We start from the raw sequence: 25043 nt of genomic DNA, 5'->3' as shown, positions 1-25043 counted from the left end.
AAGTGGTGTGAGCCATTAAGCTAACTTGTACTAATTACCCGTGAGGCTTAACCATACAACGCCAAACGCGTTTTATGCGACAGTTTAGACAGAAGTTAATATGACTAAAGTAGATATTACTTAGAAAGACTTAAAAAATATTATCAGATATTTTCCAAATTCAGTTAGTGCGTAGCGATACGGATTAACGCCCAAATTTGCTTGGTGACAATAGCGTTTTGGACCCACCTGATCCCATGCCGAACTCAGTAGTGAAACGAAACAGCGCCGATGATAGTGTAGCATTTGCTATGTGAAAGTAGGACATTACCAGGCTTCAAATTCAGTCGAAGGACTTTAATCTTAATAATTAAAAATAAGAAAATTGAAAAGAATTTTCTTGGTGACAATAGCGTTTTGGACCCACCTGATTCCATGCCGAACTCAGTAGTGAAACGAAACAGCGCCGATGATAGTGTAGCATTTGCTATGTGAAAGTAGGACATTACCAGGATTTAATTAAGAGAAACCCGTTACAGCAATGTAACGGGTTTTTTGCTTTTTGAAATTAGTAAAACTCTGCATACTAAGAGACGATACGATTAATAATAGTGTAGTATTTGCTATGTGACTCTCTACCGCTGTGGGCACTACGACATCCTACTGCGTAGCGCACCGACTTCACATTGTAGAGCGCCCGAATTTAAGATTCGGGCTTTTTTATGTCTGCAGAAAAGTGAAATACGCGCAATTAACACCCACTCACATTAACACCTATTACGTAGGTCGGGCGAGCGTAGCGACTCCCGACGCTAAAATCATAAAAATCTCCGCTCGACAATGAGTTCGTAGCATTTGCACTGTGACTCTCCACCGCAGTGGGCACCATGACATTACCAGGATTTAATTAAGAGAAACCAGATACAGTAATGTGACGTTTTTTTCTATTTAAATTTAGTAAAATCTCACCGTTAAATTCGACAACAAAACTAGGTGCACTTAATAGCGCGTGTTAAAATCCAATTTTTATGAATGACGATATAGAGGTCTAGATTGCCTACAGCTGATTACCAAAAGGTGCTTGATGAAATCGCATATGAAGTACGTCCTTTATTATCACAAGGGAAAGTAGCTGATTATATACCGGCGCTTGCCGAGGTTGATCCGGAACAATTTTCTATCGCTATTTATACAACTGATGGTGAAACTGTATGTGCGGGGGATTGTTCTCAACGCTTTACTATTCAATCAGTTTCTAAAGTTATGACACTTACTATGGCACTACAGCGTTATGGTGATGAACTTTGGCATAGAGTCGGAAAGGAACCCTCAGGTACAGCCTTTAACTCGCTTACACAGCTTGAGTTTGAAAAGGGAATACCTCGTAACCCATTCATCAATGCAGGCGCAATTGTAACGTGTGATGCGTTATACAGCCGCTTATCTGCGCCAATGCATTCTATGCTCGAAACCTTCAGGTTATTAGCTGGTAATAGAGGCATAGTAATTGATAAAAAAGTTGCTAATTCTGAGTATGAATTTAGGCATCGTAATGCTGCTATGGCACATTTAATGAAGTCGTTTGGTAATTTTGAAAACGAAGTAGATGATGTTTTGTGGGCTTACTTTAACTTTTGTTCTATTGAGCTCAACTGTATTGAATTAGCAAAAGCTTATAATTTTTTAGCTAATAAAGGTGTTGATAATCGATCGGGCAATCGTGTTTTAAGTAGTCGTCAGAATAAACAGCTTAATTCGCTTTTATTCACGAGTGGTTTATATGATGCTGCCGGTGATTTTGGTTACAGAGTGGGCATGCCAGGTAAGTCGGGAGTGTCAGGAACTATTTTAGCTGTGTTACCAAATAAGTTTACTGTAGCTGTTTATTCTCCGGGGCTTAATTCGTTTGGTAATTCGGTTGCAGGAATTGCAGCGCTGGAACTGCTATCTAAAAAGCTCGATATTTCTATTTTTTAGGAAATCGATAGGGAGCAATAATTGCTCCCACCGTTATTTATTGTTCCCAATAAACTTGTTCTAAACAATCTTCACGTTCAGGTAAACCACGAGATAAACGCGGAGAGTGCTGAACTAATACTTCATAGCTCGCTCGGTTAGCATATTTACTAATTTGCGATAGTGACGAGTAAGTAATAGCTTGTTGCTGATGTTTAGCTGAGTTTGCCACATTAAGCTTGTGGTAAACATTCGCTGACAAATCATGTAGTACAGCCGCAAGTGCGCAATCACCTGCACCATTGGTGTTTTTGATTGAATCAGGTCCACCCATAAATGGGGCCGTATGACTATATGCTCTGATAGGTTCATCACACTCATCTTTACGCATAGCTCGTGAGAATTCGTAACGGTTAAAATCAGGTATGGCGCCTGGTAGTAACGGGTATTCGGTTTCACGCTTTAAGCTTTCGTCTACGTAGCCGGCCATAAATAAGCCTTTTTCGCCAGCGGTACAAATAACTAAGTCTACCCAATCAAGTGCTTTATCAGCAGCTAGAAGAGGATCTTCAAAACCTGTAATAGCTAAACCTTCTTCTTCGTTCATAGCAAGAATATCAACATGCTTTTCAACAAAGTTTGCCCACCAAGTAGGGTCTTGTTCAATTAAGAATTTAGTTCCGAGTGTAAGCACAACTGGCACACCTGCGTCATTAGCGTATTTTACCGCTTGCATAGTGGCTTCAGTCATTGTTTCGCTACCTTGTGTGCGCATAAGGTAGGCACTGATCACTAACGCTGATGAATTCTCAATAAGACTTTTATCAATAGATTCAGGACGTAAGTGATTCATTAAGCCTGCACTTATTGCAAAAGTACGCTCACCGGTTTCATCAATTAATGTAAAACAACGGCCTACAGGTCCATCAACTGGTTGAAGGTAGTTTAAGTCTACACGGCTTGAGGTATTACATAAAAAACGGTAAGCGTAGCTACCTATTTTTATATTTTCGCTCATTACGCCTAATAAAACTGAGCGATCATCTGCAAGTACAGAGTAGTTGTGCATAGTGTTACCAATGGTTCCACCGGCAAACTCAAAATCAACCATATTGTTTAATTTTAAACGATCGTATAAGGCGTTTGTTGTATCGCTATCAATAACTTGCGACATCCCCCTACGTAGTTGAAATTCGTCAAGGAAAGCTTGATCAACTTTTGCCTCTATATCAACAACGATCTGATCGATACCCGTAATATAACTACGTTGTAATCGCTCTGTTGCGTTAAGTTGATTGGTAAGTGGATCTTTGGCTTCCACTGGAAAATAATGTTTATGCCTGCGGCGTCCAGGAAATTTCATTTGCTACCCGTGTTGTGAGCTAAATAAAAAAAGCGTGAGATTATAGCGTAAATCAGCACGAGTGAGCCATTACAAACGGGTAAATATTGTTTTATTTTTGGAATAAAGTAATGAATGGCGCACTTTAGAGTGCTAACTAGGTATAATTACAGCATAAAAGGTTATTTAAGTAGAAATAATGAACGAACCATTTGATGATTCCTACTGGATGGAACAAGCGCTTTTGTATGCAAAGCAAGCAGAGCTGCTTGATGAAATTCCGGTTGGAGCAATTGTAGTCAAAGATAACCAGCTAGTTTCAGTCGGGTATAACCGCTCAATAACGGATAATGACCCATCTGCCCATGCCGAAATGATTGCAGTGCGAGAAGCTGGAAAAGTCCTTAACAATTACCGCTTAATTGATTGCACCCTATACGTAACGTTAGAGCCTTGTTCTATGTGTGCGGGATTGTTAGTGCATAGCAGAATAAAGCGTTTAGTGTTTGGAGCAGTCGATGCGAAAACAGGGTCTGCGGGTTCAATTATGAATTTATTACAAGAGCCTAAGTTAAATCATCAAGTTGAGGTGTGCGGTGGTGTTTTGGCACAGCAGTGCGGGGATACTATTTCGAATTTTTTTAAACGTAGAAGAGCGCAAATTAAAGCAGCTAAGAAAGCTGCTCGTGATGATCAAATAAATAAGCCTAACTAAAGTTAACTAGCGATTGGCTCTATTTCTGATTCAGCCATTTGCTGCATAGCAAACATTCGGCGACGCCAGATGATTTTTTTGTGTAGTTTTCGCAACATAACACGACGACGTGTGGCCGTTGAATAAATGACATTGCGTTTTAATCTTTGTGTGCGTCTACGTTTTAGCATGTTTTCTCCTAATGCAAGAGTGAGAAAGGCACGGGTATATCTTATAAAATAATGATATACAATTAACACACATTAGTGATCATTTGGTGACAAGTAAACAGATATTTAATTTACTTAAATTTTGCTTACTGACATGCTCAATAAACGGGTACTTATATTAATCTTAGCCATTGTTTTCACTCGACTGTTCGGGTTCGATTATAGGTTGTTGTTTTTCTGTTTGAGCTTCATCTGCCTTACTTTTTACTTCACTTTTCACTTCACTTTTTTCGTTTTGCTTTAGCTCAGTATCAGTGCTCAGCTCTGTAACTGGCTCAGGCTCTGTAGCAATAGCATCATTTTCATCTAGCCAAACAAGTGCATCGTAATAGCGACGAATATTATCAACATATTTAACAGCTACATCGCCTCGGGCATAACCGTAGCGAGTTTTACGGTAATAGCGCTTTTTAATTAATAGCGGTAGGCGTTTTTTTACATCAGCCCACTTATCAGGGCTTGCGCCTTGCTGTTCGGTAATTATACGTGCATCGTTAACATGTCCCCAACCTACATTGTATCCGGCCAAAGCAAGCCATGTGCGGTCGGGTTGCGGGATACGGTCAGGAATACGTTTAATAAGCTTGCTTAAGTATTTAGCACCACCACGAATGTTTTGCTCTGGTTCTAACCGGTTAGTAACACCTGCTTGTTTGGCTGTACTGCGAGTTAGCATCATGATGCCGCGCACACCTGTTGGTGATTTAGCGCGAGGATTCCACATAGATTCTTGATAGCTTAGTGCCGCTAATAATCGCCAGTCAAGGCTACCTGCATACTGTTCAAACCATGGCTGGTATGTTGGTAAGGTTTCTTTAATTGCTTCTATATAAGCTAGAGTATTTACATAGTTAAATTGGCGCACGTGACCAAAGTATTTTTCTTCAAGTACATAGAGCTGGTTACTTTGCTTAACGTCACCAAAAAATGGCACCAACAACGCATATAAAGAGTCGTCTTTAGATTTATTAAGTATCCATGCAATCGGGTCGTTATGGCTAACTGAAAAACCAATGCTTAAATTTGGGTGATAACGGCGAAACAGCGATAGCGTATGCGTATCAGCGAGTGTGTAATCTATCTCGCCATCAATAACTGCTTGAAGTAGTTCTTCTTCATCAAACTCTTCGCTTTCTATCCAAGTGAGATCTGGATTGTTCTTCTTCATTTTTTGTAGAGTAAGCGAGTGGCTACTTTTAGCTATAACAGTAAAGTTGCCATCTAAATCGTCAAACTCTCGAGGACGAACGCGCCCTTGTTTATAAACTAACTTTTGGCTGATTGTTCTGTAAGTTGGTCCGTAACGGTATTGCTCTGCACGGGTTTTATTATAGGTAAGTCCTGACGCTATTAAGTCTAAATCACCGCTTTCAAGGCGTTCAAACATGTCAGATAAGTTAAAGAAAGGGACTATTTCAAGCTCTACACCTAAATATTCAGCGAAGGCTTGAGATAACTCATATTCAAAGCCTTGCTCACCTTGAACGGCTTGATAATAATTACTAGCACTGGCAAGGGTACCCACACGTATTTTATTGTGTTCTTTTATTTGGGCGAGTTGAGTTGGCTGCTCTTGCATATCGCATGCACATAACAGCATAACTAAAGTAATGATTATTATTAGTTTTTCTTTGAACATTGAGTGCCCCTTAAGCTCGCCAGTCACCGTTATAGCAAAACTAAGCCATCGCGTCACTTTACCTTTTATTTTATTAACCAAAAGAGGCTATAAATAAAGCTAAAAAGTTAATTTTATGAAAAGCGTAATTTTGAGTTAAATCTGAATGCTAATTGGACTATAATGCGTGCCTAAAATATCGTTCAATCCCTAACCCCGGATGAAATTACCTATGTTGATCCTTCGTGGTGCACCAGCACTGTCAGAGTTCAGAGTTAATAAAATTTTAGCGCGTTGCCAACAATCGCAACTTCCAGTCACTAACGTATACGCCGAGTATGCTCACTTTGCCGATTTAACATCGCCGTTGAGTAGCTCCGAGCAAACCAAGCTTGAAAAACTATTAACTTACGGTCCAACTATTGCTGAGCATACCCCAGCTGGCAAACTTGTACTTGTTACACCTCGCCCAGGTACCATTTCACCTTGGGCATCTAAAGCAACCGATATTGCCCATAACTGTGGTTTAAAACAGGTTCACCGTGTTGAACGCGGTATTGCTTATTATGTTGAAGGTGACTTAAACGCAGAACAACTTGCACAAGTAATTGCGTTATTGCACGACCGTATGACCGAAGCCACGCATAGTGAGCTTGAAGATGCTGCACAACTGTTTCGCAGTGATGCACCGCGCCAAATGTCGTCTGTTGATATTTTAGGTGGCGGACGCGAAGCATTAGCAATAGCCAATGTTGAGCAAGGTTTTGCCCTTGCTGATGACGAAATAGATTACTTGGTAGAAAACTTTATAAAGTTAGGACGTAACCCTAACGACATCGAATTGTTTATGTTTGCACAAGCAAACTCAGAGCATTGTCGCCATAAAATATTTAATGCTGACTGGACAATCGATGGAAAAGAGCAGCCAAAATCGCTGTTTAAAATGATTAAAAATACGTTTGAGTTAAATCCTGAAAATGTATTGTCGGCGTATAAAGATAACGCGGCAGTAATGAAAGGCTCAAAAGCGGGTCGCTTCTTCCCAAATGCGCAAGGTGAATATGCGTATCATCAAGAAGACATTGAAATACTAATGAAAGTTGAAACGCATAACCACCCAACAGCTATCGCGCCATTCTCTGGTGCGGCTACAGGCTCTGGTGGTGAGATTCGCGATGAAGGCGCAACTGGTCGTGGCTCTAAGCCAAAAGCAGGTTTAGTTGGCTTTACTGTATCAAACTTACGTATTCCAGGTTACGAGCAACCATGGGAAAGCGATTTTGGTAAGCCAAGTCGTATTGTTAACGCGCTTGATATAATGACGGAGGGTCCACTAGGTGGCGCTGCATTTAATAATGAGTTTGGTCGTCCTAACTTATTAGGCTACTTTCGTACTTACGAAGAAAAAGTAACAAGCCATAATGGCGAAGAAGTACGTGGTTACCATAAACCCATTATGCTTGCCGGTGGTTTAGGTAATATTCGCTCTGATCATGTTCAAAAAGGCGATATTCCTGTTGGCGCTAAATTAATTGCGCTAGGTGGACCTGCAATGAACATTGGTTTAGGCGGTGGTGCTGCATCAAGCATGGCCTCAGGTCAATCAAACGAAGATTTAGATTTTGCTTCAGTACAACGCGAAAACCCAGAAATGGAACGTCGTTGCCAAGAAGTTATCGATAAATGTTGGCAGCTAGGTGATGAAAACCCAATTGCATTCATCCACGATGTAGGTGCTGGCGGTTTATCAAATGCGTTTCCAGAGCTTGTTAATGATGGCGGACGTGGTGGTAAGTTCCAATTACGTAGCATTCCTAACGATGAGCCAGGCATGGCACCACACGAAATTTGGTGTAATGAATCACAAGAACGTTATGTACTCGCTGTTGGCGTAGAGGACTTTGATCGCTTTGAAGCAATTTGTAAGCGTGAACGTGCCCAGTACGCTGTTATTGGTGAAGCAACAGCTGAACCTCACTTAACAGTGTCAGACAGCCATTTTGAAAATAACCCTGTTGATTTACCGCTGGACGTATTATTAGGTAAAGCACCTAAAATGCACCGCGATGTAACGTCAAAGCAAGTTGTTGGTAAAGCGCTTGATACTACATTAATAAATGCAGCAGATGCAGCGCAGCGCTTAATGCGTTTACCAGCCATTGCAGAAAAAACATTCCTAATAACAATCGGCGATCGCTCAGTTACGGGTTTAGTAGCGCGCGATCAAATGGTCGGTCCTTGGCAAGTACCTGTTGCTAACTGTGCAGTAACTGCGGCAACGTATGATACTTACCACGGTGAAGCTATGTCACTCGGTGAGCGTACTCCTGCAGCATTACTTAATTACGGTGCATCTGCTCGTTTAGCTGTAGCTGAGTCGTTAACTAATATTGCCTGTGCAAACATCGGTAGCCTTGAAAATATTAAGTTATCGGCAAACTGGATGGCAGCAGCGGGTCACCCAGGTGAAGATGCTGGTTTATACGAAGCTGTTAAAGCCGTAGGCGAAGAGCTTTGTCCTGCGCTTGGTTTAACGATTCCAGTAGGTAAAGATTCTATGTCAATGAAAACGACATGGAAAGATGAAGGTGACTCACAAGAGAAGTCAGTAACGTCGCCGCTTTCACTGGTTATAACTGCGTTTGGTCGTGTTGACGACGTACGTAAAACAGTAACTCCACAACTACGCACAGATAAAGGCGACACATCGCTTATATTAGTTGATTTAGGTGCGGGTAAAAACCGCATGGGTGCATCAAGCCTTGCGCAAGTTTATAAGCAATTGGGTGATGTAACACCTGATGTTGATAGCCCTGAGTTATTAAAAGGCTTTTATAACGCAATGCAAGCGCTTGTAGCTGATAATAAGTTACTTGCTTATCATGACCGCTCAGACGGTGGTTTATTTACCACGGTTGCTGAAATGGCGTTTACGGGTCATACCGGTGTAACGGTTGATTTAGCTGGTTTAACAGGTTCAGACATTGAAGCACTTTATAACGAAGAGCTAGGTGCCGTAATCCAAGTAGCAAATGCTGATTTAGATGCAGTAAATGCGGTGTTTGAACAACATGGTATAGCAGCAATTAGCCACAACATTGGCACGCTTAACAGTGACGATACGATTATATTTAACCGTGGCGAAAATACGGTACTTAATCATACGCGTACTGAGCTTCGTACTATTTGGGCTGAAACAACGTATCAAATGCAAGCACGTCGTGATAATCCTGAGTGTGCTAAGCAAGAGTTTGATGCTAAATTTGATGCAAAAGATCCAGGCTTAAACGTAAAACTTAACTTTGATTTAAACGAAGATATAGCGGCGCCATACATTGCAACGGGTGCTAAACCACAAATGGCTATTTTACGTGAGCAAGGTGTTAACTCTCATTTAGAAATGGCGGCAGCGTTTAACCGTGCAGGTTTTGCAGCCGTTGATGTACACATGAGCGACATTTTAGAAGGTCGTTTAACACTTGAGCAATTTAAAGGTTTAGTGGCCTGTGGTGGTTTCTCTTACGGTGACGTACTAGGTGCGGGTGAAGGTTGGGCTAAGTCCATTTTGTTTAACGACATGGCACGCGATCAGTTCCAAAACTTCTTTCATCGTGAAGATACCTTTAGCTTAGGTGTATGTAACGGTTGCCAAATGTTATCAACGTTAAAAGAGCTGATCCCTGGCACTGAACATTGGCCGCGCTTTGTAACTAATAAATCAGAGCGTTTTGAAGCACGCTTTAGTTTAGTAGAAATACAAGAAAACCCGTCTGTGTTCTTTAACGGAATGGCTGGCTCGCGTATGCCTATAGCGGTTTCTCATGGTGAAGGTCGTGCTGAGTTTGCAAACGATGCAGCCACTAAAGCAGCGCTTAATAGCGGCACTGTTGCGGTTAAGTTTGTAGATAACTACGGTAATCCTACAACGCAATACCCAGCGAATCCTAATGGTTCTCCAGAAGGTATTACCGGTATTACGTCTACTGATGGTCGCGCCACTGTAATGATGCCGCATCCAGAACGCGTATTCAGAAGCGTTGCCAATTCTTGGCATCCTGATGAGTGGATCGAGGATAGCCCGTGGATGCGTATGTTCCGTAACGCACGCAAAAACGTAGGGTAATTTAATTACTTTTATACAAGTTAGATTCATAATCTAGCTGTAAAATAAAAAAGGCTGCATTGTGCAGCCTTTTTTGATTAGTATAGTTTTAGCTAAAAGCACAAAGCATTTAAGGATAGTATGTTTAAGCGAGTTGGTTTAATTGTTGGAGCTGTATTACTAAGCATCTTGCTGCTTGGTTATGTATTTCGCTTGCCATTATTACAGTGGGTTATAGCGCCTGAGCTTAAAAAAGCAGGCATTACGTTAAGTTGTCTCGATTTTTCAATTACGTCTAGCTTAAATATCCATTCTGATAAAGTGTGTGTAAATTATCAAAATCAACAGTTACAACTCACTGGTATTACTGTAAATACAAAGCGTGTAGACATTGAAAATGCAGTGCTAACAGTTAATCTACTCCCTAAAAGTAAAAATGCCAATCAGCTTGCTAAAAACCTTGATTTAGCACTTCCCTTAAATCGCCCATTAATCAATATTAAACAGCTTGTAGTAAAAAGCGAAGAGTTCAATAAGCCACTTAAAATAAGCATATTAGAACCCGAGCTAAATAAATTTAATGTCTCAGGTGATATAAACGCGAGTGCAATTTTGACTGCTAATAAAGTAAGTGGTCAGTTTTTAATTAATGACGCTCTTTTAAAGCACGTTATAAACACTAAAAATACATTAATTGCAGATGCTAATTTTAATACTCAGCAAGCATTTAGTTTTGATGGTATAGAACTTGAGTTAAATGGCGATATTAGCTCCCAGTTTACTCACATGTATGAGTTTTCTCATACAAATCAGCAGTGCCAAGTTAACGTATTAACCACTGGTAAATTAGCGACTCGTTTTAATTTAAATAGCCAAGCGTTAATGTTTAATACCGATTTGCTTGATAACAAAATTTATTTAACACCAAGCTGTACTGAGTTAATTCCACCGAGTGAATACTCAGACTTTGTGAGTAATCAAGTTCCTTTAAATTGGCAACTTAAACTCCCTCAATCAATTCGCTTAGAGGGGAGTGAGCTCAGTGTACCTGTAATTAATTTGGTGAGTGAAGGCGATAAGCAATTTGATATTTTAATAACAGATACAACACTAAATATTAAATCTCCACTTGAAAACTTACAGACAAATTTATCAGCTCAAATAAATACATCCGATATAAATAATATTAACGTTAATGCTCAGTTATCTGGCGCTGCGATTAAAGGCGATTACGCCGTTATGCTTGAAATCTTGCCTGAGTTTGTTCCTGCAACAGCGAATGGACTTAGCTTAAATGGTCACTTTGATATAAGAAAATTTATTGACTCAAAACCAATTGGGTTTATAAATGTTAAATTAGCGCTTAATAGTGTTGATGCGTTTGATATAAGTGCAATGCAATACCAAGGTGATTTAACAGCAAAAATGGATAAACAGTTAAACGCAGAGGTAGCGTTAACTCAGCAATTAAAAAGCGCAGAATATAAAGAATTTAAAGTCACAGATATAAGTAACACATTAACAGCAAATGCTAATTTAGGCGTAGGTGAATTATTTGCTGATCTAACAGCAAAAACGAATATAAAGGCTGTTAATAGCCCTGACATAAAACTTAATAATATAAAAGTAGAGTCTACGGGCTTGCAAAGCCGTGCACTAAAAGCCACTCATCACGCGTTTATAAACGATGTTGAGTTAGTTATAAATCATCATATATCATCGCAAGATCATCCGTTTGAAGTCATTATTCCTGAACAAAATGCGCTGCCGTTAAATAAATTTATTAGGCAATTTGAGCCACTTGCACAGCTAACTAAGGGCGAATTTAATGGCTATATTAGTGGCGATGTAAACTTACAAAATGCATTGTTCAATATGGGGATTAGTCATACAAGTGCACTGTATGACGATTACCTTGTGAGTGATTTAAATAGCGTGTTTAGTGGGGAATATAATTCAGGTAAGCTTAATGTAAAGCCCACTACCTTTAATTTAAATGAGTTTAGAGCCGGTGCCGTAGTTAAAACGATTGAAGGGCAATGGCAAGTGAGTAGCAATACCGCGCTTATAAATGATGTAAAAGGAAGTGTGTTTGGTGGCGAGTTTTCGTTAGATACCTACACAATAGGGAAGCCAAACCAAGTTGCCAATGTTAAGTTTGAAAACATTGATGCAAGTAAACTCGTTACACTCGACGATAAGTCGGGCATTGTATTAACGGGGCGCTTGGCGGGGTCTTTACCTATCCATTTTGATAGTGGAAAAATTGAAATAATTGACGGTAGTTTATTTAGCCAAGGAACAGGTAATTTAAAAATCACCAATAATGCCGCGTTTGATTCAGTAATGCAGCAACAGCAAGAGTTGCAACCTGTATTAGGGCTATTAACTAATTTAGATATTCAAAAACTTAATAGCAGTGTGGCATTAAAAAACGATGGCTGGTTAAAGCTTGGGGTTAATTTACAAGGCTATAATAAACAAGAGCAGCAGCAAGTTAACTTTAATTATAACCACGAAGAAAACGTATTTACACTTTTACGCGCACTGCGTTTAAGTGACGAAATTACACAAAAAGTTGAGCTACAATACTCACAAAAAGGAAACTAATAATGAGACAGTCGTTATTGATAAAAGTACTGCTCGGGCTAGGTGTTATTAGTGCACTAAGTGCCTGCACACACCGAGTTGAGGTGTCTGCTAAAGAGCCCATTACGATTAATTTAAATGTGAAGGTCGATCACGAAATTCGCGTAAAAGTAGATAAAGAACTCGACAGTTTGTTTAGTGACGACAGTGAGTTATTTTAAGGAGCTAGAACATGAATACGAAGAAAAAATTAAATATTATTACGTTAGTTAGTGCAGTATGTATGTCGTTCTCTGCGTGGGCTATTAGCCTTGATGATGCTAAAAACCAAGGTTTTGTAGGTGAAGATAGCTCTGGTTATTTAGGGCTTGTTGTACAAAACGCAGAAGCAAAAGCAGTTGTTGATGACATAAATGCAAAGCGTAAAGCGCAGTACTTAAAGCTGGCTAAAAAGAATAACTTGTCGCTTTCACAAGTTGAAGCACTTGCTGCCGCTAAAACAATTGAAAAAACCCAAAGTGGTCATTACGTTGAAGTAAATGGTAACTGGGTTAAAAAATAAGCGTTAGTTATTGCTTTTTTTTTGCACAAGGTTTGCACAAACAAAAATAAAACCGAGCATTTAAGCGCTCGGTTTTTTACAGCCTTCAAGTAACTGCTGCCAAAAATCAATACCCTTACGCCTTGCTAGGTTTATATTATGCTCTGGAATAGATTCAGGCTCGTTATAACTATCAAGCGCTTCGCTCATACTTGCTTCGCGAATTAAATGCAGAGTAGGAAAAGGCGCTCTATTTGTGTAGTTTGCAGCATCAGTTTCATCACTGTCGGCAAATACGTAATGAGGATGAAAGTTAGCAATTTGATACTTTCCCTCAAACCCCTGCGCGACTAAAAGTGCATTAGCTAAATCGACCAAGTCTAAAAAGTCTTCAAAGTCACTAAAGCCGTTGTCAAACATGATAAGGGTAGTTTCGCGCTCTGGTTCGCGGTCAAGCTCAATACATTGCTCAAGCATATCCATTACAGCATCATCCATACTTGTTGCTGGGCTTACAACATAATGAATACAGTTATTTTCTACTTCTTTGCGGGCAAACGGGCAAAAGTTATATTTAACAATAACAGATGACACCCATTCGCGGGTTTGGCTTATAGCTATGTTGGTCACGGTTTTGGCTCTAAATATTGATTAGTAATGTTAAGTGTTTTTTGTATAGCACCTTGGTTTTTAGCAACGCATTGAGCAGCTTTAACACCTAAGGTTTGGCATGCTTTTGTGTTTTGGCTAAACGTTATAAGCTGTTTTGCCAGTTCGTCGTTGTTATCAACCACTAAAGCGCCTTTAAGCTTTATAAGCTCGGGATAAACATGATCAAAATTATATGTGTGTGGACCTGTTATTACACCTACCGAAAACGCAGCTGATTCTAATGGATTATGCCCACCTCTGCGAATTAAGCTGCCGCCAATAAAGCTGATATTTGCAGCGCCATACAAACACTGTAGTTCACCAAGCGTATCAGCAAGGAGGACTTGCTCATTGCTATAGCTATTTTGGCTGCGGCGGCTAAAACTAAGTGGGCTTTGCGTTAAAAATTCTGCCACTTTATCAAATTGTTCTGGATGGCGCGGAGCAATTATAAGTAATGCATTAGGTTGCTTTTTTAGTAACTCTTGATGGGCTGAAAGTACCAACTCATGCTCTAAAGGATGTGTTGAGCCTGCCACCCATATAAAACGCTCGTCAGTATTATGCTCATTATTGCTGTGTTTATTACTGCTATAAAGCTGTTTAAGATTAAGTACTTTGGCTAATTGCTCGTCACTTGGTGTTATATCAAATTTTATAGAGCCTGTTACATGGCTTTTTGAAGTTTCGAGACCAAGCTCTATAAAACGCTCCGCATCTGCCTTGTTATGACTCGCAAGTACTGTAATTGAGCGCATAATAATATGCGTTAATTTAGCGACCTTTTGATAGCCTTGCTGCGACTTTTCAGAGAGTCTTGCATTGATGACAAGTACCGGTATATTTTTTTTGTGACTTATCGCCATTAAATTTGGCCATAGCTCGGTTTCTAAAATACATAATGCTTGTGGCTTTATACGCTTTAAAAATCGGGCTGTAGCAAACGGAAAATCGATTGGTAAGTAGCTACACGCCACAGTATTTTTAAACTGGTTAAGTATTTGCTCTCTGCCTGTTGGGGTATTACAGGTTATAAGAATATTTAAATTTGGATGCGCTTTTTGCAGTGCTTTAATAAGCGGCGTTGCGGCAAGTACCTCACCAACAGAAGCACAATGAAAAACTAAAGGTTTGGTTTTAGTCGTAAATAAAGACTTACTGACAAACCCAAAGCGCTCTTTAAAGTGTGCACGATAGCCTTGGTTTTTTTTACCTCGTAAAATATAGAGATAAAATACAATCAGTGGGCTAATAAAAATTAATGCTAGAGAGTAAAAAATGCGTGCCATACTGATCTTTCGTAAAGGGAAGTGGCATTAGTTTACCGTGAAATATCCGTTTTCTAAACATACTCGTAATAAAATATGGTCTGGGTTCAGTTATAACCCGATAAAATGCACACAATTAAATAAAATTATGGAATAATGGATTTAATTTTTCCCTGCTATTTCAGTTCCTAGAGGAATTTTTCATGTCAATTATCGATTCAGTGGCAACTAGCTACGTTGAAACATTAAACCGTCATCAAGCATTATTTGAAACGATGGAAGCTTATCATCAAGAATCTATGCAACTGTTAGAAGCATGTCATAGTGCATTACAAGCTGGTGGCAAGATTGTATGGTTTGGTAACGGCGGTAGTGCAGCCGATGCACAGCATTTAGCAGCAGAATTTGTAGTGCGTTATAAATTAGAGCGTGGTCCGCTTGCCTCTATGGCATTGACCACCGACACATCAATTTTAACAGCACACAGCAACGATTATCACTTTGATACGGTGTTTGAACGTCAAGTTCAAGCGCTATGTAAACCAGAAGACTTAGTGATTGGTTTAACCACATCAGGTACTAGTAATAATATTAATTTAGCGTTAGAAGCCGCAAATAAACTAGGTGCTTTTACAGTGGCATTAACTGGGCGTGATGGCGGTAAAGTAAAAGATATTGCTAAGTTACCTATCATTATAAAAAATGATGAAACAGCACGTATTCAAGAAGCTCACATGTTTATAGGTCACTGGTTATGTGAAGCCATGGATATGGTTGTTGCGGAGCAGCAGTAATGGATTTATCGTTATTAAAAAATTTATCGGCAGCACGTATATTAGTTGTTGGCGACGTAATGCTAGACCGTTATTGGTATGGCGACACAGGACGTATTTCGCCAGAAGCGCCAGTACCTGTTGTTAAAGTAAGTAAATTTGAAGACAAAGCGGGCGGTGCAGCTAACGTTGCAAAAAATATAGCGCGGTTAGATGCAAAAGTCGGCTTACTGGGCTTAATTGGTGAAGACGAAAGCGGGCAGATTTTAGAGACTATTCTAAAAGGTGAAAAAATAAGCTCACAATTAGTCAGTGTATGTGATTTACCGACTATTTCTAAAATGCGCGTTATTAGTCGTCACCAACAACTAGTTCGTCTTGATTTAGAAGAAACATTTACCGAGCAACATAGCCAACTTTTATTAAACCGCTTAGAGTTGGTACTTGATGAATACGACTTTATTGTGTTTTCTGATTACAGCAAAGGATCTTTAAGCTTAATTAAAGAGATGGTAAGCCTTGCTAAGGGCGCCGGAAAAACGGTTTTAATCGACCCTAAATCGCCAGATTTACATTTATATGAAGGTGCTGATTACATTACGCCTAATTTACATGAGTTTAAGTTAGCGGGTGGTCAAACCGATTCAGAAGAAGCTTTAGCTGCAAGTGCACGTGATTTAATTAGCAAAAATGGCATTAAAGCCATGTTGCTTACGCGTTCTGAGCAAGGTATGTCGCTTATTAGTGCAGATGAAAAGTTTGATTTTGCAGCACAAGAACTTGAAGTAAGTGATGTGACTGGAGCCGGTGATACGGTTATAGCTACATTAGCCGTTATGCTTGGTGCGGGCATGGAACCTAAAGATGCTGTCGAAATTGCTAACTTAGCAGCAGGTATAGCGGTTAGTAAATTTGGTGCAGCTACAGTTTCGCCAGAAGAGTTAAGTCGTAAACTTGGTCAGTATTTACATACTACCGGCGAGCATTACCAAACACCATTTGATGATGTACTTCAGCATATTGAATTTGCAAAACAAAACGGCGAAACCATTGTATTTACCAATGGCTGCTTTGATATTTTACACGCAGGGCATGTACGTTATTTAGCGCAAGCTAAAGCGCGAGGCGATAGACTCGTTGTTGGATTAAATAATGATGAATCTATTACGCGTTTAAAAGGGGCAGATCGTCCAATAAATCCGCTAGATGAGCGTGCAATGGTACTTAGTGCACTTTCATCAGTTGATTGGGTTATTCCGTTTGGTAGCTTAGATGAAAACGATACTCCCGCTAAATTAATTGAGCAAATAAGCCCTGATATTTTAGTTAAAGGCGGCGACTACACCGTAGAGCAAATAGCGGGTGCTGAGCATGTGCTTCGCCATGGTGGAAAAGTTGAAGTGCTTGAATTTTTAGATGGATGCTCAACGTCAAAAGTAATTAGTAAAATTAAACAGTAATTACTGATTTAGTTTGCTTAAAAAATACAAAAAAGGGATGAAAACACTGTTTTCATCCCTTTCTTACTTTTAATACGTTACTTTATTAAAAGTTATATTCGTACTTAGCAAATGCAGAAGTATCGTTTTCAGCGCCGTCGTTGTTAGACGCAAAAGCACCTAAAGTGACGCGTCCTCCCATAGAAAGCATTCTGTAACGCAGTTCTAATTGCTTAGAGTTAAACCCTGTTTTAGTAATAGAATTGCCTAAATCTGGGTTGTTAGGGTAAAGGTCCCTGTTATCGCTGTTGTAATCAACACTACGTAATTTTACCTGCCAATCGTTTCCATTAGATAACTGACCTAGCAGAGTTAAAACGACTGATTGTGCATCGTTATCGTAGGTTGAGCCAATTGTACGACCATGGTATCGGTAGCCTGATCTATAAGCCGACAACTTATCATCATGCTCATAGTAACAATTTTCAACTTTTGATTCAGCTTGGCATGAAACACCAGTATCTATATATTCAACATTTACTAATATGTTCTGAGCGTATATGCGTTGTGTTGTTTGAATACCAAAAAGATATGCTCTGTCGGAAGGCTTAAATTGAGAGCTTGCGTCTTCACCTATAGTGCTAATGTAGATTGCATATGGGTGTGTTAACAAGGTATCAGACCAGCGCATATCAATACCAGCCAGTTGATTACCTATTTTTGACTCAAATTGACTGTCACAGCTGTCATTACCATCTGTGCAAGTTGTTTGGCCAGTTATAACATCAATAAAATCACCCGCAGAGCTAGGTTGTCCATCGCCAGCCCATTGTGCAGACCAGCTAAGTGCAATTTCTAACTGTTGAATAGGGCGAAAATTAACACGAGTACTCCACAGTAAAGCATCAGGTATAACACGCGTAGACTCAAGTTTAGCCATTTGTGCAGTAAAGCTCCATTGACCAATCCAGCTCAGCCATGGTGTCTCGAAAGCAGTACTTTTTTCTCTGGTAACACTTAGTGCAGGTAAAGGTTTCGCATTACCTGACATAATTAAGCTGTTATCAACACCAGGTCCCCAAAATTGTTCAACAGCACCGGCTCTAAAAATCCAGTTACCTAAACGGTAAGCTAAGTAACTATCATCAAGTGAGGTATCGTTACAATCGGTTAAAGCTTGCTCGTTGGTAACTATATCGTCAGTCGTTTTTCCATCAACTAAACACTTTTTACCGTCTTTTCTATAATTTATAGCTACTTTAGCTGCAAAGTTATCGCCTAAATAAGCGTAAGCTGCAGAAAGCTCTGTTTCTTGAGTATTTGTTGCACCAAAGCTTGTTGCTATGATTGGATCTGTGGCTGCAAAAGCTGATAATTGAAGACTATGTGAGCTATTATTTTCTGATTTATATCGATGTTTAACGCGAAGTAAAGCATCTTGTAAGCTTGGAGATAATTGCTCCAGCGGCATACTTTCCACATCGCTTATAAAACTTTTCCACATAAGCGGATAGGTAGTTACAGGAGCTAAAATAACACCGGCATCAGCTAATTGTTGAATATCAGCTCTTAGACCATAATCATCGGGTTTTACCCATGGCTCAGCATTAACTGATGCGCTCATAGCGCAAAAAAGAGTAGAAAGTAGAAAAATTCTGTTTCGCAAAGTTCAGATCCTTGTGATTAAGATTGCGGCTAAGTTTATCAATCTAAGTCTGCTATTGCAGTAAATAATCAAATTTATAGAGTTAATTTAATATATTAAAATGTAACCTGTCTATCGTAATAAGTATCTGATTGATATACTGGAGCTCAAATAGGACATTGAGAATGCAATGAGCAACAAACGACTTTTATTTATTCCAGTATCATCACCAGAAGGCATTGGTGAATATATGCGCTCGTTGTTGTTGGCTCAAAGTTTAAAGGCAGAACTTGCAGATTCTCTCGATATTCACTTTATATTAAATAAGCATACAAGCTATGCAAAAGATTGTCCTTTTGAAGCCACACTACTCGAACACTCAGCGACTAAAGAGCTTGATTTTGTTTGCGAGTTTATAGAGCAATTTAAACCTGATGTCGTTGTTTTTGATTGTGCAGGACGTGCAGGGCATATGAAGGCGGCTAAAAAGGTAGGCGCTAAAGTTATATTCATTTCTCAGCATGCAAAAAAACGTGCTAAAGGCTTAAAACTTAACAGAATTAATTTAATTGATACACATTGGGTTGTACAGCCTGATTATTGTATTGAGCCACTTACATGGGCTGAAAGTACGAAGTTAGACATGTTTCCCTTGGCACATCCTCGAAATGTAGGTCCTTTTGTTACATTTGCCTCTTGCGCGCAAAAACGTGATGTTTTAAATCGCTATAACTTAGTACCTGAAGGCTATTTTATTGTAAATGCTGGCTCAGGCGGCCATAGTGTAAATAACCTAAACTGCGCTGATGTATATTTTGAAGCTGCACTTAAAATAACTAAACTCACAGGCTTAAAAGGCGTTGTTGTTTTTGGTCCAAATTATAATAAAATCATTCCCAAAAGTGATGAGCTAATTTGTTTAACAAGCTTGCAAAGCACTGATTTTTTGGCATTAATGAGCCAAGCTAAAATCGCATTACTTAGCGGTGGAGATACTTTACTGCAAGCAATTGCAGTTCAAACCCCCGTTGTGGCATGTGCTATCTCAAAAGATCAAAATACACGTTTGGATCATTGTGTTAATGCAGGTGTTGTCATAAAAGCAAATCTTGATATTGATGAAATCACTACGAAAATAGCTCAGGTTATTAGCGAGCCTTTCTATAATGAATTCGTTGCTAAATATAGCCAACTTGATAATACACATAGCTTCGATGTGATCACTAATGGCATAAAAAATATGCTTATAGGGGATCGCTAATGAATATAGTGATTGTAATTGATTCCCTAGTGGGTGGTGGTGCTGAAAAAGTAATGCTTACCCTTGCTGAGGAAATGGCCAAGTTACAGCACAGAATCACTATTTTGTCTCTTGCTAACTCTATTGAATATAATATCCCTGAAGTACTTAACGTGGAGAGTTTATTCGCACATAGGGCATCAAAAGTAGATCGATTTTGGCAGCGTAAAAATAGCATTTTAACACTACAAACTTGGTTTGAAAAAAAACAAAGCGAGCTGGGCAATATTGATTTAGTGCTTTCTAATCTTGATAGAAGTAATAACTTGCTCGCGCGTAGTAATATCAAAAATGTTCATTTTGTTATTCACAACTCAGTTAATGCAGAACTTGCACGTCAAAAAAAGTTAGGTCCATTTTCATACTTATACCTTAAAAAAAGTAAGCAAAATTTAAATGGTAAATCACTTATTTGCGTATCAAAGGGTGTTGAAAAAGAAATAATACAAGGGGATTTAATTAACCCAAGTGCAATTGCGACTATTTACAACCCGTTCGATTTTGAAAAAATAAGACAGCAAGCAAATGAGCAAAATAACAATATCCCAAATGAGCCCTACTTAATTCATGTAGGAAGACTCGCCAAACAAAAACGCCACGATATATTATTTGCAGCATTTGCAAAGCTTGATAAAAAATACAAGTTAGTACTTTTATGTAATAAACCGGCTAAAGCGCTAAAGCTTGCACAGGAATACGGCATAGAAAAACAGTTAGTAGTGCCAGGATTTCAACAAAACCCGTACAACTGGATTAAGCATGCCAAAGCTTTAGTGTTGAGTTCTGATTTTGAAGGACTTCCAACGGTATTAATTGAGGCTTTAGCGGTGGGTACTCCGGTAGTTAGTACTAATTGTACATTTGGACCAAGCGAGATATTAACAGGCGAGCTAAGTAAATATTTAGTACCCGTTCAGCAAAGTGAGGCATTAGCCAATGCCGTTAAGCAGGTGCTAGCAGATAAGCCAAATGTAGAAAACGCAGATATTCTAAAACAAGTACAGGCAGAGCAGGTTGCTCTGCAGTATTTAGCATTGGCTAACTAAGTTAACTTATATTAGGTTAACTTATATTAGCGAGTGCTTTGAGGTAGTTGCTATGCAGAGTTTGCCAGTCAGTCGCTTGCCAATTAAATGACTCGTTTCGACCTTGTTCTTTTAAAAATGAGCGCTCAAGTCGTTCCATATTACTTTGTTGCCACTGCACATTAGGCATTTTTATTTCACCTCTATCAAAGTCGATAATGTACACATCACCAGTATCATCAAACAAAATGTTATTAATGTTTAAATCGGCGTGATACACACCTTTTGAATGAAATAGCGCGATTGTTTTAGCTATGCGCTCCAACTCATCTTCGGTCAATGGGCGTTCAATTAATACATCGAGTACACTTTTAGCGCCTTTAACAGCCTCGGTAATAATATCACCACGATAAATTAATCCGCTGCGGGTTACTTTAGCTGCAATAGGGGTTGGTACGTTTAAACCAAGCTCTATAAGTTTACTCATTAAGCTAAACTCTTTATACACACGGGTTTGTTCAAGTCCTGGGTATAAATATTGATCGCTTAGCAATTTACCTACTAAGCCACCGCGCCAATAATGCCTAAGTACGGCTGTTAATTCGTCTTGCTTAAAAAACCACGCAGTTGCTCGACCTTTTTTAGCGCCCACAATTTTATTTTGTTGTTGCCAATAATTTGCATCAAACCAATCGAGGGTAATTTGGCTCGTGTATTTAGGGTGGCTTAATACAGTGTGATTGCCTTGCACGTGTTGTTTAAACATAGCTCTGCGTAATTGCTAAATAATGTGCCTATATTAGCGCGTTTTAAAGCTGAGGATAAGTGCTTGCAATAGCGTGATTATAATTTAAGATCGGCTTTTGTATTTAATACCTAAGGGAATGTGTGACTCAAGCTCCTAACTATTCATCTATTTGTATATTAAGACTTTCAGCCATTGGTGACGTATGTCATGGTGTGAGTGCTGTACAAGCCATTCAAAAAGCACACCCAAATGCAAAAATCACGTGGGTTATTGGTAAAATAGAAGCGATGTTACTTGCCGACTTACCGGGTGTTGAGCTGGTGGTATTTGATAAAAAACAAGGTAAAGCAGCACTTAAAAGCTTAAAGCAACGCTTTAAAGATCAACAGTTTGATGTACTACTTAATATGCAAGTTGCATTAAGGGCTGGGTTTGTAGCGCGTTGTATTCCTGCAAAAGTAAAAATAGGGTTTGATTGGGCGCGTTCAAAAGAATTGCACAGCTTGTTTATTAATAAACGAATAGCCCCAGAAGCTCAGGCGCATGTGCTTGAAGGCTTTAAAGGTTTTGCAAAAGCCATTGGTGTAGCTGATTATAAACCGAGTTGGGACATGCCATATACAGAGCAAGACCAAGCGGTTGCTGATGAACTACTAACACCAGAGTACCTAACTAATAAACTGTTAGTAATATCGCCAGCAGCAAGTAAAGCACAGCGCAATTGGCTCGCTGATCGTTATGCAGCATTGGCTGATTATGCAAATGAGCAAGGCTTTAAGGTGGTATTGACGGGGGGGCCAACAGAACTTGAAATTAACCTAGCAAATAGTATTGTTGAGTATAGTAAAACACCTATTTTAAATTTAGTGGGTAAAACGAAACTCAAAGAGTTGTTGTGCGTGTTAAAGCGTGGCAGCTTAGTGCTTGCGCCCGATACGGGTCCTGCACATATGGCGGTAACGGTTGGTACGCCGGTTATTGGTTTATACGCACATTCAAACCCAGCACGCACAGGTCCTTACTTATACCAAGACTACGTGGTAGAGGTTTATCATCAAAATTTGCTTAAGCAAACTGGTAAAACAGCTGAGCAAGTGCCGTGGGGTACGCGCGTAAAAGGCGATGATTTAATGAGCCAAATTACAGTTGATGACGTAAAAGCGATGTTTGATCATGTTGTACAAAAAGAGTCTTTGTAATGAATGCACAAAAAAAAAATAAAGCACTTTTTTTAGACCGAGATGGCGTAGTAAATGTTGACCATGGTTATGTGTATCAAAGCGATAAATTTGAATTTATTGAAGGTGTTTTTAGTACTTGTAAAGCATTTTATGATGCGGGCTATAAAATCATAATCGTCACTAATCAATCTGGAATTGGCCGAGGTTATTACACCGAAACTGATTTTTTAGCACTAACTGATTGGATGAAAACCCAATTTAGCGATCACAGTATTGAAGTTGCCGATGTGTACTTTTGCCCTCATCACCCTAAAAAAGCGCACCCTGAATATTTGAAAGAGTGCAGTTGCAGAAAGCCTGCGCCAGGGATGTTATTGCAAGGCATACAAGAGCATAACATCGACCCTGCTTGCAGTATAATGGTGGGCGATAAACTCAGTGATATGCAGGCTGCGAAAAAAGCAGGGATCACTACTCGCGTTTTAGTGCGTTCAGGTCAAAGCTTTGATGAAAGTGCCAAGCAAGAGGCTGATTTAATTATCGATTCTATAAACAGTTTACCTGCACTTTTAAAGACATAAATAGACTAAACAGATTAGCCTGTAAACTGGCAGGAATTCCTTCCAGTTTAGGGCGTTTGCGACGAACTGCAAACCGTGCATTTTCCCCATTAAACTTTTACAATACCCCCCATAATAAACAGTCGCTTAAATGTGGTTGTTTACCCGTTCAAATAAATGGAGAACACAGATGAGAGCATCTGCTTTTTTTAGCCAGCTACAACAGCAAATTGAAGACGTAAAAACCGAAGGTTTGTATAAAAGCGAACGTATTATTAAATCTCAGCAGCAAGCTCAAATCGAAGTTGCGTCAGGTAAAGTAATCAACTTTTGTGCTAATAACTACTTAGGTTTAGCTAATAGCCCAGAGCTAATTGAAGCTGCGCAAAACGGTTTAAATAATCATGGTTTTGGTGTTGCGTCTGTTCGTTTTATTTGTGGTACGCAAGATATTCATAAAACACTAGAGAAAAAAATCAGTGAGTTTTTGGAAACTGAAGACACCATTCTATATTCTTCGTGTTTTGATGCAAACACCGGTTTGTTTGAAACTATTTTAGGCGCAGAAGACGCTATTATTTCTGATTCGTTAAACCATGCATCAATTATTGATGGTGTACGTTTGTGTAAAGCTAAGCGTTTTCGTTATGCAAATAACGACATGGCTGATCTTGAAAAGCAACTTATTGCAGCAGATGAAGCTGGCGCTAAAACGAAACTAATTGCTACCGATGGCGTGTTTTCTATGGATGGCGTTATTTGTAATTTAGAAGCTGTGTGCGACCTAGCTGATAAATATGATGCACTTGTAATGGTTGATGACTCTCATGCTGTTGGCTTTGTTGGCGAAAACGGTAAAGGTACACCAGAGTACTGTAATGTATTAGACCGTGTAGATATTATTACCGGTACATTAGGTAAAGCGCTAGGCGGTGCATCAGGTGGTTATACATCAGGTAAAAAAGAAATTGTTGAATGGTTACGTCAGCGCTCACGCCCATACTTATTCTCAAACTCATTAGCACCTTCAATTGTTACTGCATCAATTAAAGTACTTGAAATGCTAGAAAATGGCGGCGAGCTTCGCGCTAAACTTTGGTCAAATGCTAAATATTTCCGTGAGCAAATGGAAGCTGTTGGTTTTACGTGTGCAGGTAAAGATCATGCAATCATCCCTGTAATGCTAGGAGATGCCAAAGTAGCCTCGTTAATGGCTGATAAACTACTTGCTGAAGGCATTTACGTCACTGGTTTTTCATTCCCTGTAGTACCAAAAGGGCAAGCGCGTATTCGTACACAAATTTCAGCAGCGCATAGCATTGAGCAACTCGATATTGCTATTGATGCATTTACCCGTATTGGTAAAGAAATGGGCGTTATTTAATTTTATTTTAAACCGAAG

Annotated in this window: 20 protein-coding genes and 2 rRNA genes; 15 read left to right on the top strand and 7 right to left on the bottom strand. The window is 39.4% G+C overall.

The window, feature by feature from the left end; all coding sequences use genetic code 11:
- The first annotated feature begins 200 nt into the window (after nucleotides 1-200).
- The 3 genes from rrf (AAEY62_RS12590) (at nucleotide 201) to glsB (ending at nucleotide 1956) form a co-directional block, all read left to right on the top strand.
- Nucleotides 201-315, top strand: a 5S ribosomal RNA gene (gene rrf / locus AAEY62_RS12590).
- A gap of 63 nt (nucleotides 316-378) precedes the next feature.
- A 5S ribosomal RNA gene (gene rrf / locus AAEY62_RS12585) occupies nucleotides 379-493 on the top strand.
- 539 nt (nucleotides 494-1032) lie between these two features.
- Complete coding sequence (glsB, locus tag AAEY62_RS12580; RefSeq protein WP_101162826.1) at nucleotides 1033-1956, top strand: glutaminase B; 924 nt, start codon at nucleotides 1033-1035, stop codon at nucleotides 1954-1956.
- Between the two features lie 37 nt (nucleotides 1957-1993).
- Here glsB and AAEY62_RS12575 read toward each other — a convergent pair whose 3' ends face one another.
- The gene (locus AAEY62_RS12575; RefSeq protein ID WP_024608030.1) at nucleotides 1994-3298 is read right to left on the bottom strand and encodes an inosine/guanosine kinase; all 1305 of its coding nucleotides are present in this window, start codon (nucleotides 3296-3298) and stop codon (nucleotides 1994-1996) included.
- 178 nt (nucleotides 3299-3476) lie between these two features.
- On the opposite strand from AAEY62_RS12575, the gene tadA reads away from it, so the two are divergent.
- Nucleotides 3477-3992, top strand: a complete 516-nt coding sequence (tadA, locus tag AAEY62_RS12570; protein ID WP_010554384.1) for a tRNA adenosine(34) deaminase TadA — start codon at nucleotides 3477-3479, stop codon at nucleotides 3990-3992.
- 2 nt (nucleotides 3993-3994) lie between these two features.
- On the opposite strand, the gene AAEY62_RS12565 is transcribed toward tadA, so the two are convergent.
- The gene (locus tag AAEY62_RS12565) at nucleotides 3995-4162 is read right to left on the bottom strand and encodes a hypothetical protein (RefSeq protein WP_007584688.1); all 168 of its coding nucleotides are present in this window, start codon (nucleotides 4160-4162) and stop codon (nucleotides 3995-3997) included.
- 163 nt (nucleotides 4163-4325) lie between these two features.
- A complete protein-coding gene (gene mltF, locus AAEY62_RS12560; protein WP_350635037.1) occupies nucleotides 4326-5840 on the bottom strand; it encodes a membrane-bound lytic murein transglycosylase MltF in 1515 nt (504 codons plus the stop codon).
- Between the two features lie 211 nt (nucleotides 5841-6051).
- Between mltF and purL the strand changes: the two genes are divergently transcribed.
- From purL to AAEY62_RS12540, 4 genes are all read left to right on the top strand, one after another.
- Nucleotides 6052-9942: a phosphoribosylformylglycinamidine synthase gene (purL, locus tag AAEY62_RS12555; RefSeq protein ID WP_350635036.1), complete on the top strand. Its 3891-nt coding sequence runs from the start codon at nucleotides 6052-6054 to the stop codon at nucleotides 9940-9942.
- 120 nt (nucleotides 9943-10062) lie between these two features.
- A complete protein-coding gene (locus tag AAEY62_RS12550) occupies nucleotides 10063-12531 on the top strand; it encodes an intermembrane phospholipid transport YdbH family protein (protein ID WP_350635035.1) in 2469 nt (822 codons plus the stop codon).
- Between the two features lie 2 nt (nucleotides 12532-12533).
- Nucleotides 12534-12731 carry a YnbE family lipoprotein gene (locus AAEY62_RS12545; RefSeq protein WP_024591450.1) on the top strand — a complete coding sequence of 66 codons (198 nt, stop codon included), beginning with the start codon at nucleotides 12534-12536 and terminating at the stop codon, nucleotides 12729-12731.
- Nucleotides 12732-12742: 11 nt separating this feature from the next.
- On the top strand, nucleotides 12743-13072 hold the full coding sequence (locus AAEY62_RS12540) for a YdbL family probable chaperone protein (protein WP_007584701.1): 330 nt from the start codon (nucleotides 12743-12745) through the stop codon (nucleotides 13070-13072).
- Between the two features lie 60 nt (nucleotides 13073-13132).
- On the opposite strand, the gene AAEY62_RS12535 is transcribed toward AAEY62_RS12540, so the two are convergent.
- Both AAEY62_RS12535 and waaA read right to left on the bottom strand, forming a co-directional pair.
- Entirely contained in the window at nucleotides 13133-13681 is a 549-nt protein-coding gene (locus tag AAEY62_RS12535; RefSeq protein WP_101162831.1) for a DUF1415 domain-containing protein, read from the bottom strand.
- Complete coding sequence (gene waaA / locus AAEY62_RS12530; RefSeq protein ID WP_024608036.1) at nucleotides 13678-14991, bottom strand: lipid IV(A) 3-deoxy-D-manno-octulosonic acid transferase; 1314 nt, start codon at nucleotides 14989-14991, stop codon at nucleotides 13678-13680. The genes AAEY62_RS12535 and waaA overlap by 4 nt, the downstream gene beginning before the upstream one ends.
- A 182-nt stretch (nucleotides 14992-15173) precedes the next feature.
- Between waaA and AAEY62_RS12525 the strand changes: the two genes are divergently transcribed.
- On the top strand, nucleotides 15174-15764 hold the full coding sequence (locus AAEY62_RS12525; RefSeq protein WP_002961065.1) for an SIS domain-containing protein: 591 nt from the start codon (nucleotides 15174-15176) through the stop codon (nucleotides 15762-15764).
- Nucleotides 15764-17203, top strand: a complete 1440-nt coding sequence (gene hldE / locus AAEY62_RS12520; RefSeq protein WP_024591453.1) for a bifunctional D-glycero-beta-D-manno-heptose-7-phosphate kinase/D-glycero-beta-D-manno-heptose 1-phosphate adenylyltransferase HldE — start codon at nucleotides 15764-15766, stop codon at nucleotides 17201-17203. Before AAEY62_RS12525 ends, hldE begins: the two co-directional genes overlap by 1 nt.
- Nucleotides 17204-17288: 85 nt before the next feature.
- Here the strand turns inward: hldE and AAEY62_RS12515 are convergent, their stop codons facing one another.
- Nucleotides 17289-18806 (bottom strand): capsule assembly Wzi family protein, encoded by a 1518-nt coding sequence (locus AAEY62_RS12515; RefSeq protein ID WP_081709170.1) that lies wholly within the window; start codon nucleotides 18804-18806, stop codon nucleotides 17289-17291.
- A 211-nt stretch (nucleotides 18807-19017) separates the two neighbouring features.
- Here AAEY62_RS12515 and AAEY62_RS12510 point away from each other — a divergent pair, with 211 nt between their 5' ends.
- Both AAEY62_RS12510 and AAEY62_RS12505 read left to right on the top strand, forming a co-directional pair.
- The gene (locus AAEY62_RS12510) at nucleotides 19018-20088 is read left to right on the top strand and encodes a hypothetical protein (protein ID WP_024591455.1); all 1071 of its coding nucleotides are present in this window, start codon (nucleotides 19018-19020) and stop codon (nucleotides 20086-20088) included.
- Nucleotides 20088-21173, top strand: coding sequence for a glycosyltransferase (locus tag AAEY62_RS12505; RefSeq protein ID WP_101164176.1), 1086 nt, complete (start codon nucleotides 20088-20090; stop codon nucleotides 21171-21173). Before AAEY62_RS12510 ends, AAEY62_RS12505 begins: the two co-directional genes overlap by 1 nt.
- 16 nt (nucleotides 21174-21189) lie before the next feature.
- Here AAEY62_RS12505 and AAEY62_RS12500 read toward each other — a convergent pair whose 3' ends face one another.
- On the bottom strand, nucleotides 21190-21918 hold the full coding sequence (locus tag AAEY62_RS12500) for a 3-deoxy-D-manno-octulosonic acid kinase (RefSeq protein WP_007584712.1): 729 nt from the start codon (nucleotides 21916-21918) through the stop codon (nucleotides 21190-21192).
- A 122-nt stretch (nucleotides 21919-22040) separates the two neighbouring features.
- Between AAEY62_RS12500 and AAEY62_RS12495 the strand changes: the two genes are divergently transcribed.
- The 3 genes from AAEY62_RS12495 to AAEY62_RS12485 all read left to right on the top strand — a co-directional run bounded on the left by AAEY62_RS12495 (nucleotide 22041) and on the right by AAEY62_RS12485 (nucleotide 25025).
- A complete protein-coding gene (locus tag AAEY62_RS12495) occupies nucleotides 22041-23099 on the top strand; it encodes a glycosyltransferase family 9 protein (protein WP_024591458.1) in 1059 nt (352 codons plus the stop codon).
- On the top strand, nucleotides 23099-23662 hold the full coding sequence (gene gmhB / locus AAEY62_RS12490; protein WP_024591459.1) for a D-glycero-beta-D-manno-heptose 1,7-bisphosphate 7-phosphatase: 564 nt from the start codon (nucleotides 23099-23101) through the stop codon (nucleotides 23660-23662). The genes AAEY62_RS12495 and gmhB overlap by 1 nt, the downstream gene beginning before the upstream one ends.
- 169 nt (nucleotides 23663-23831) lie before the next feature.
- On the top strand, nucleotides 23832-25025 hold the full coding sequence (locus tag AAEY62_RS12485) for a glycine C-acetyltransferase (RefSeq protein WP_024591460.1): 1194 nt from the start codon (nucleotides 23832-23834) through the stop codon (nucleotides 25023-25025).
- The last annotated feature ends 18 nt before the right edge of the window (nucleotides 25026-25043 follow it).

The organism is Pseudoalteromonas sp. GW168-MNA-CIBAN-0100 (assembly GCF_040309225.1).
Taxonomy (GTDB): Bacteria; Pseudomonadota; Gammaproteobacteria; order Enterobacterales; family Alteromonadaceae; genus Pseudoalteromonas; species Pseudoalteromonas arctica.
The sequence above is the reverse complement of the archived record's forward strand: the minus strand, read 5'-3'. Positions and strand labels throughout refer to the sequence as shown.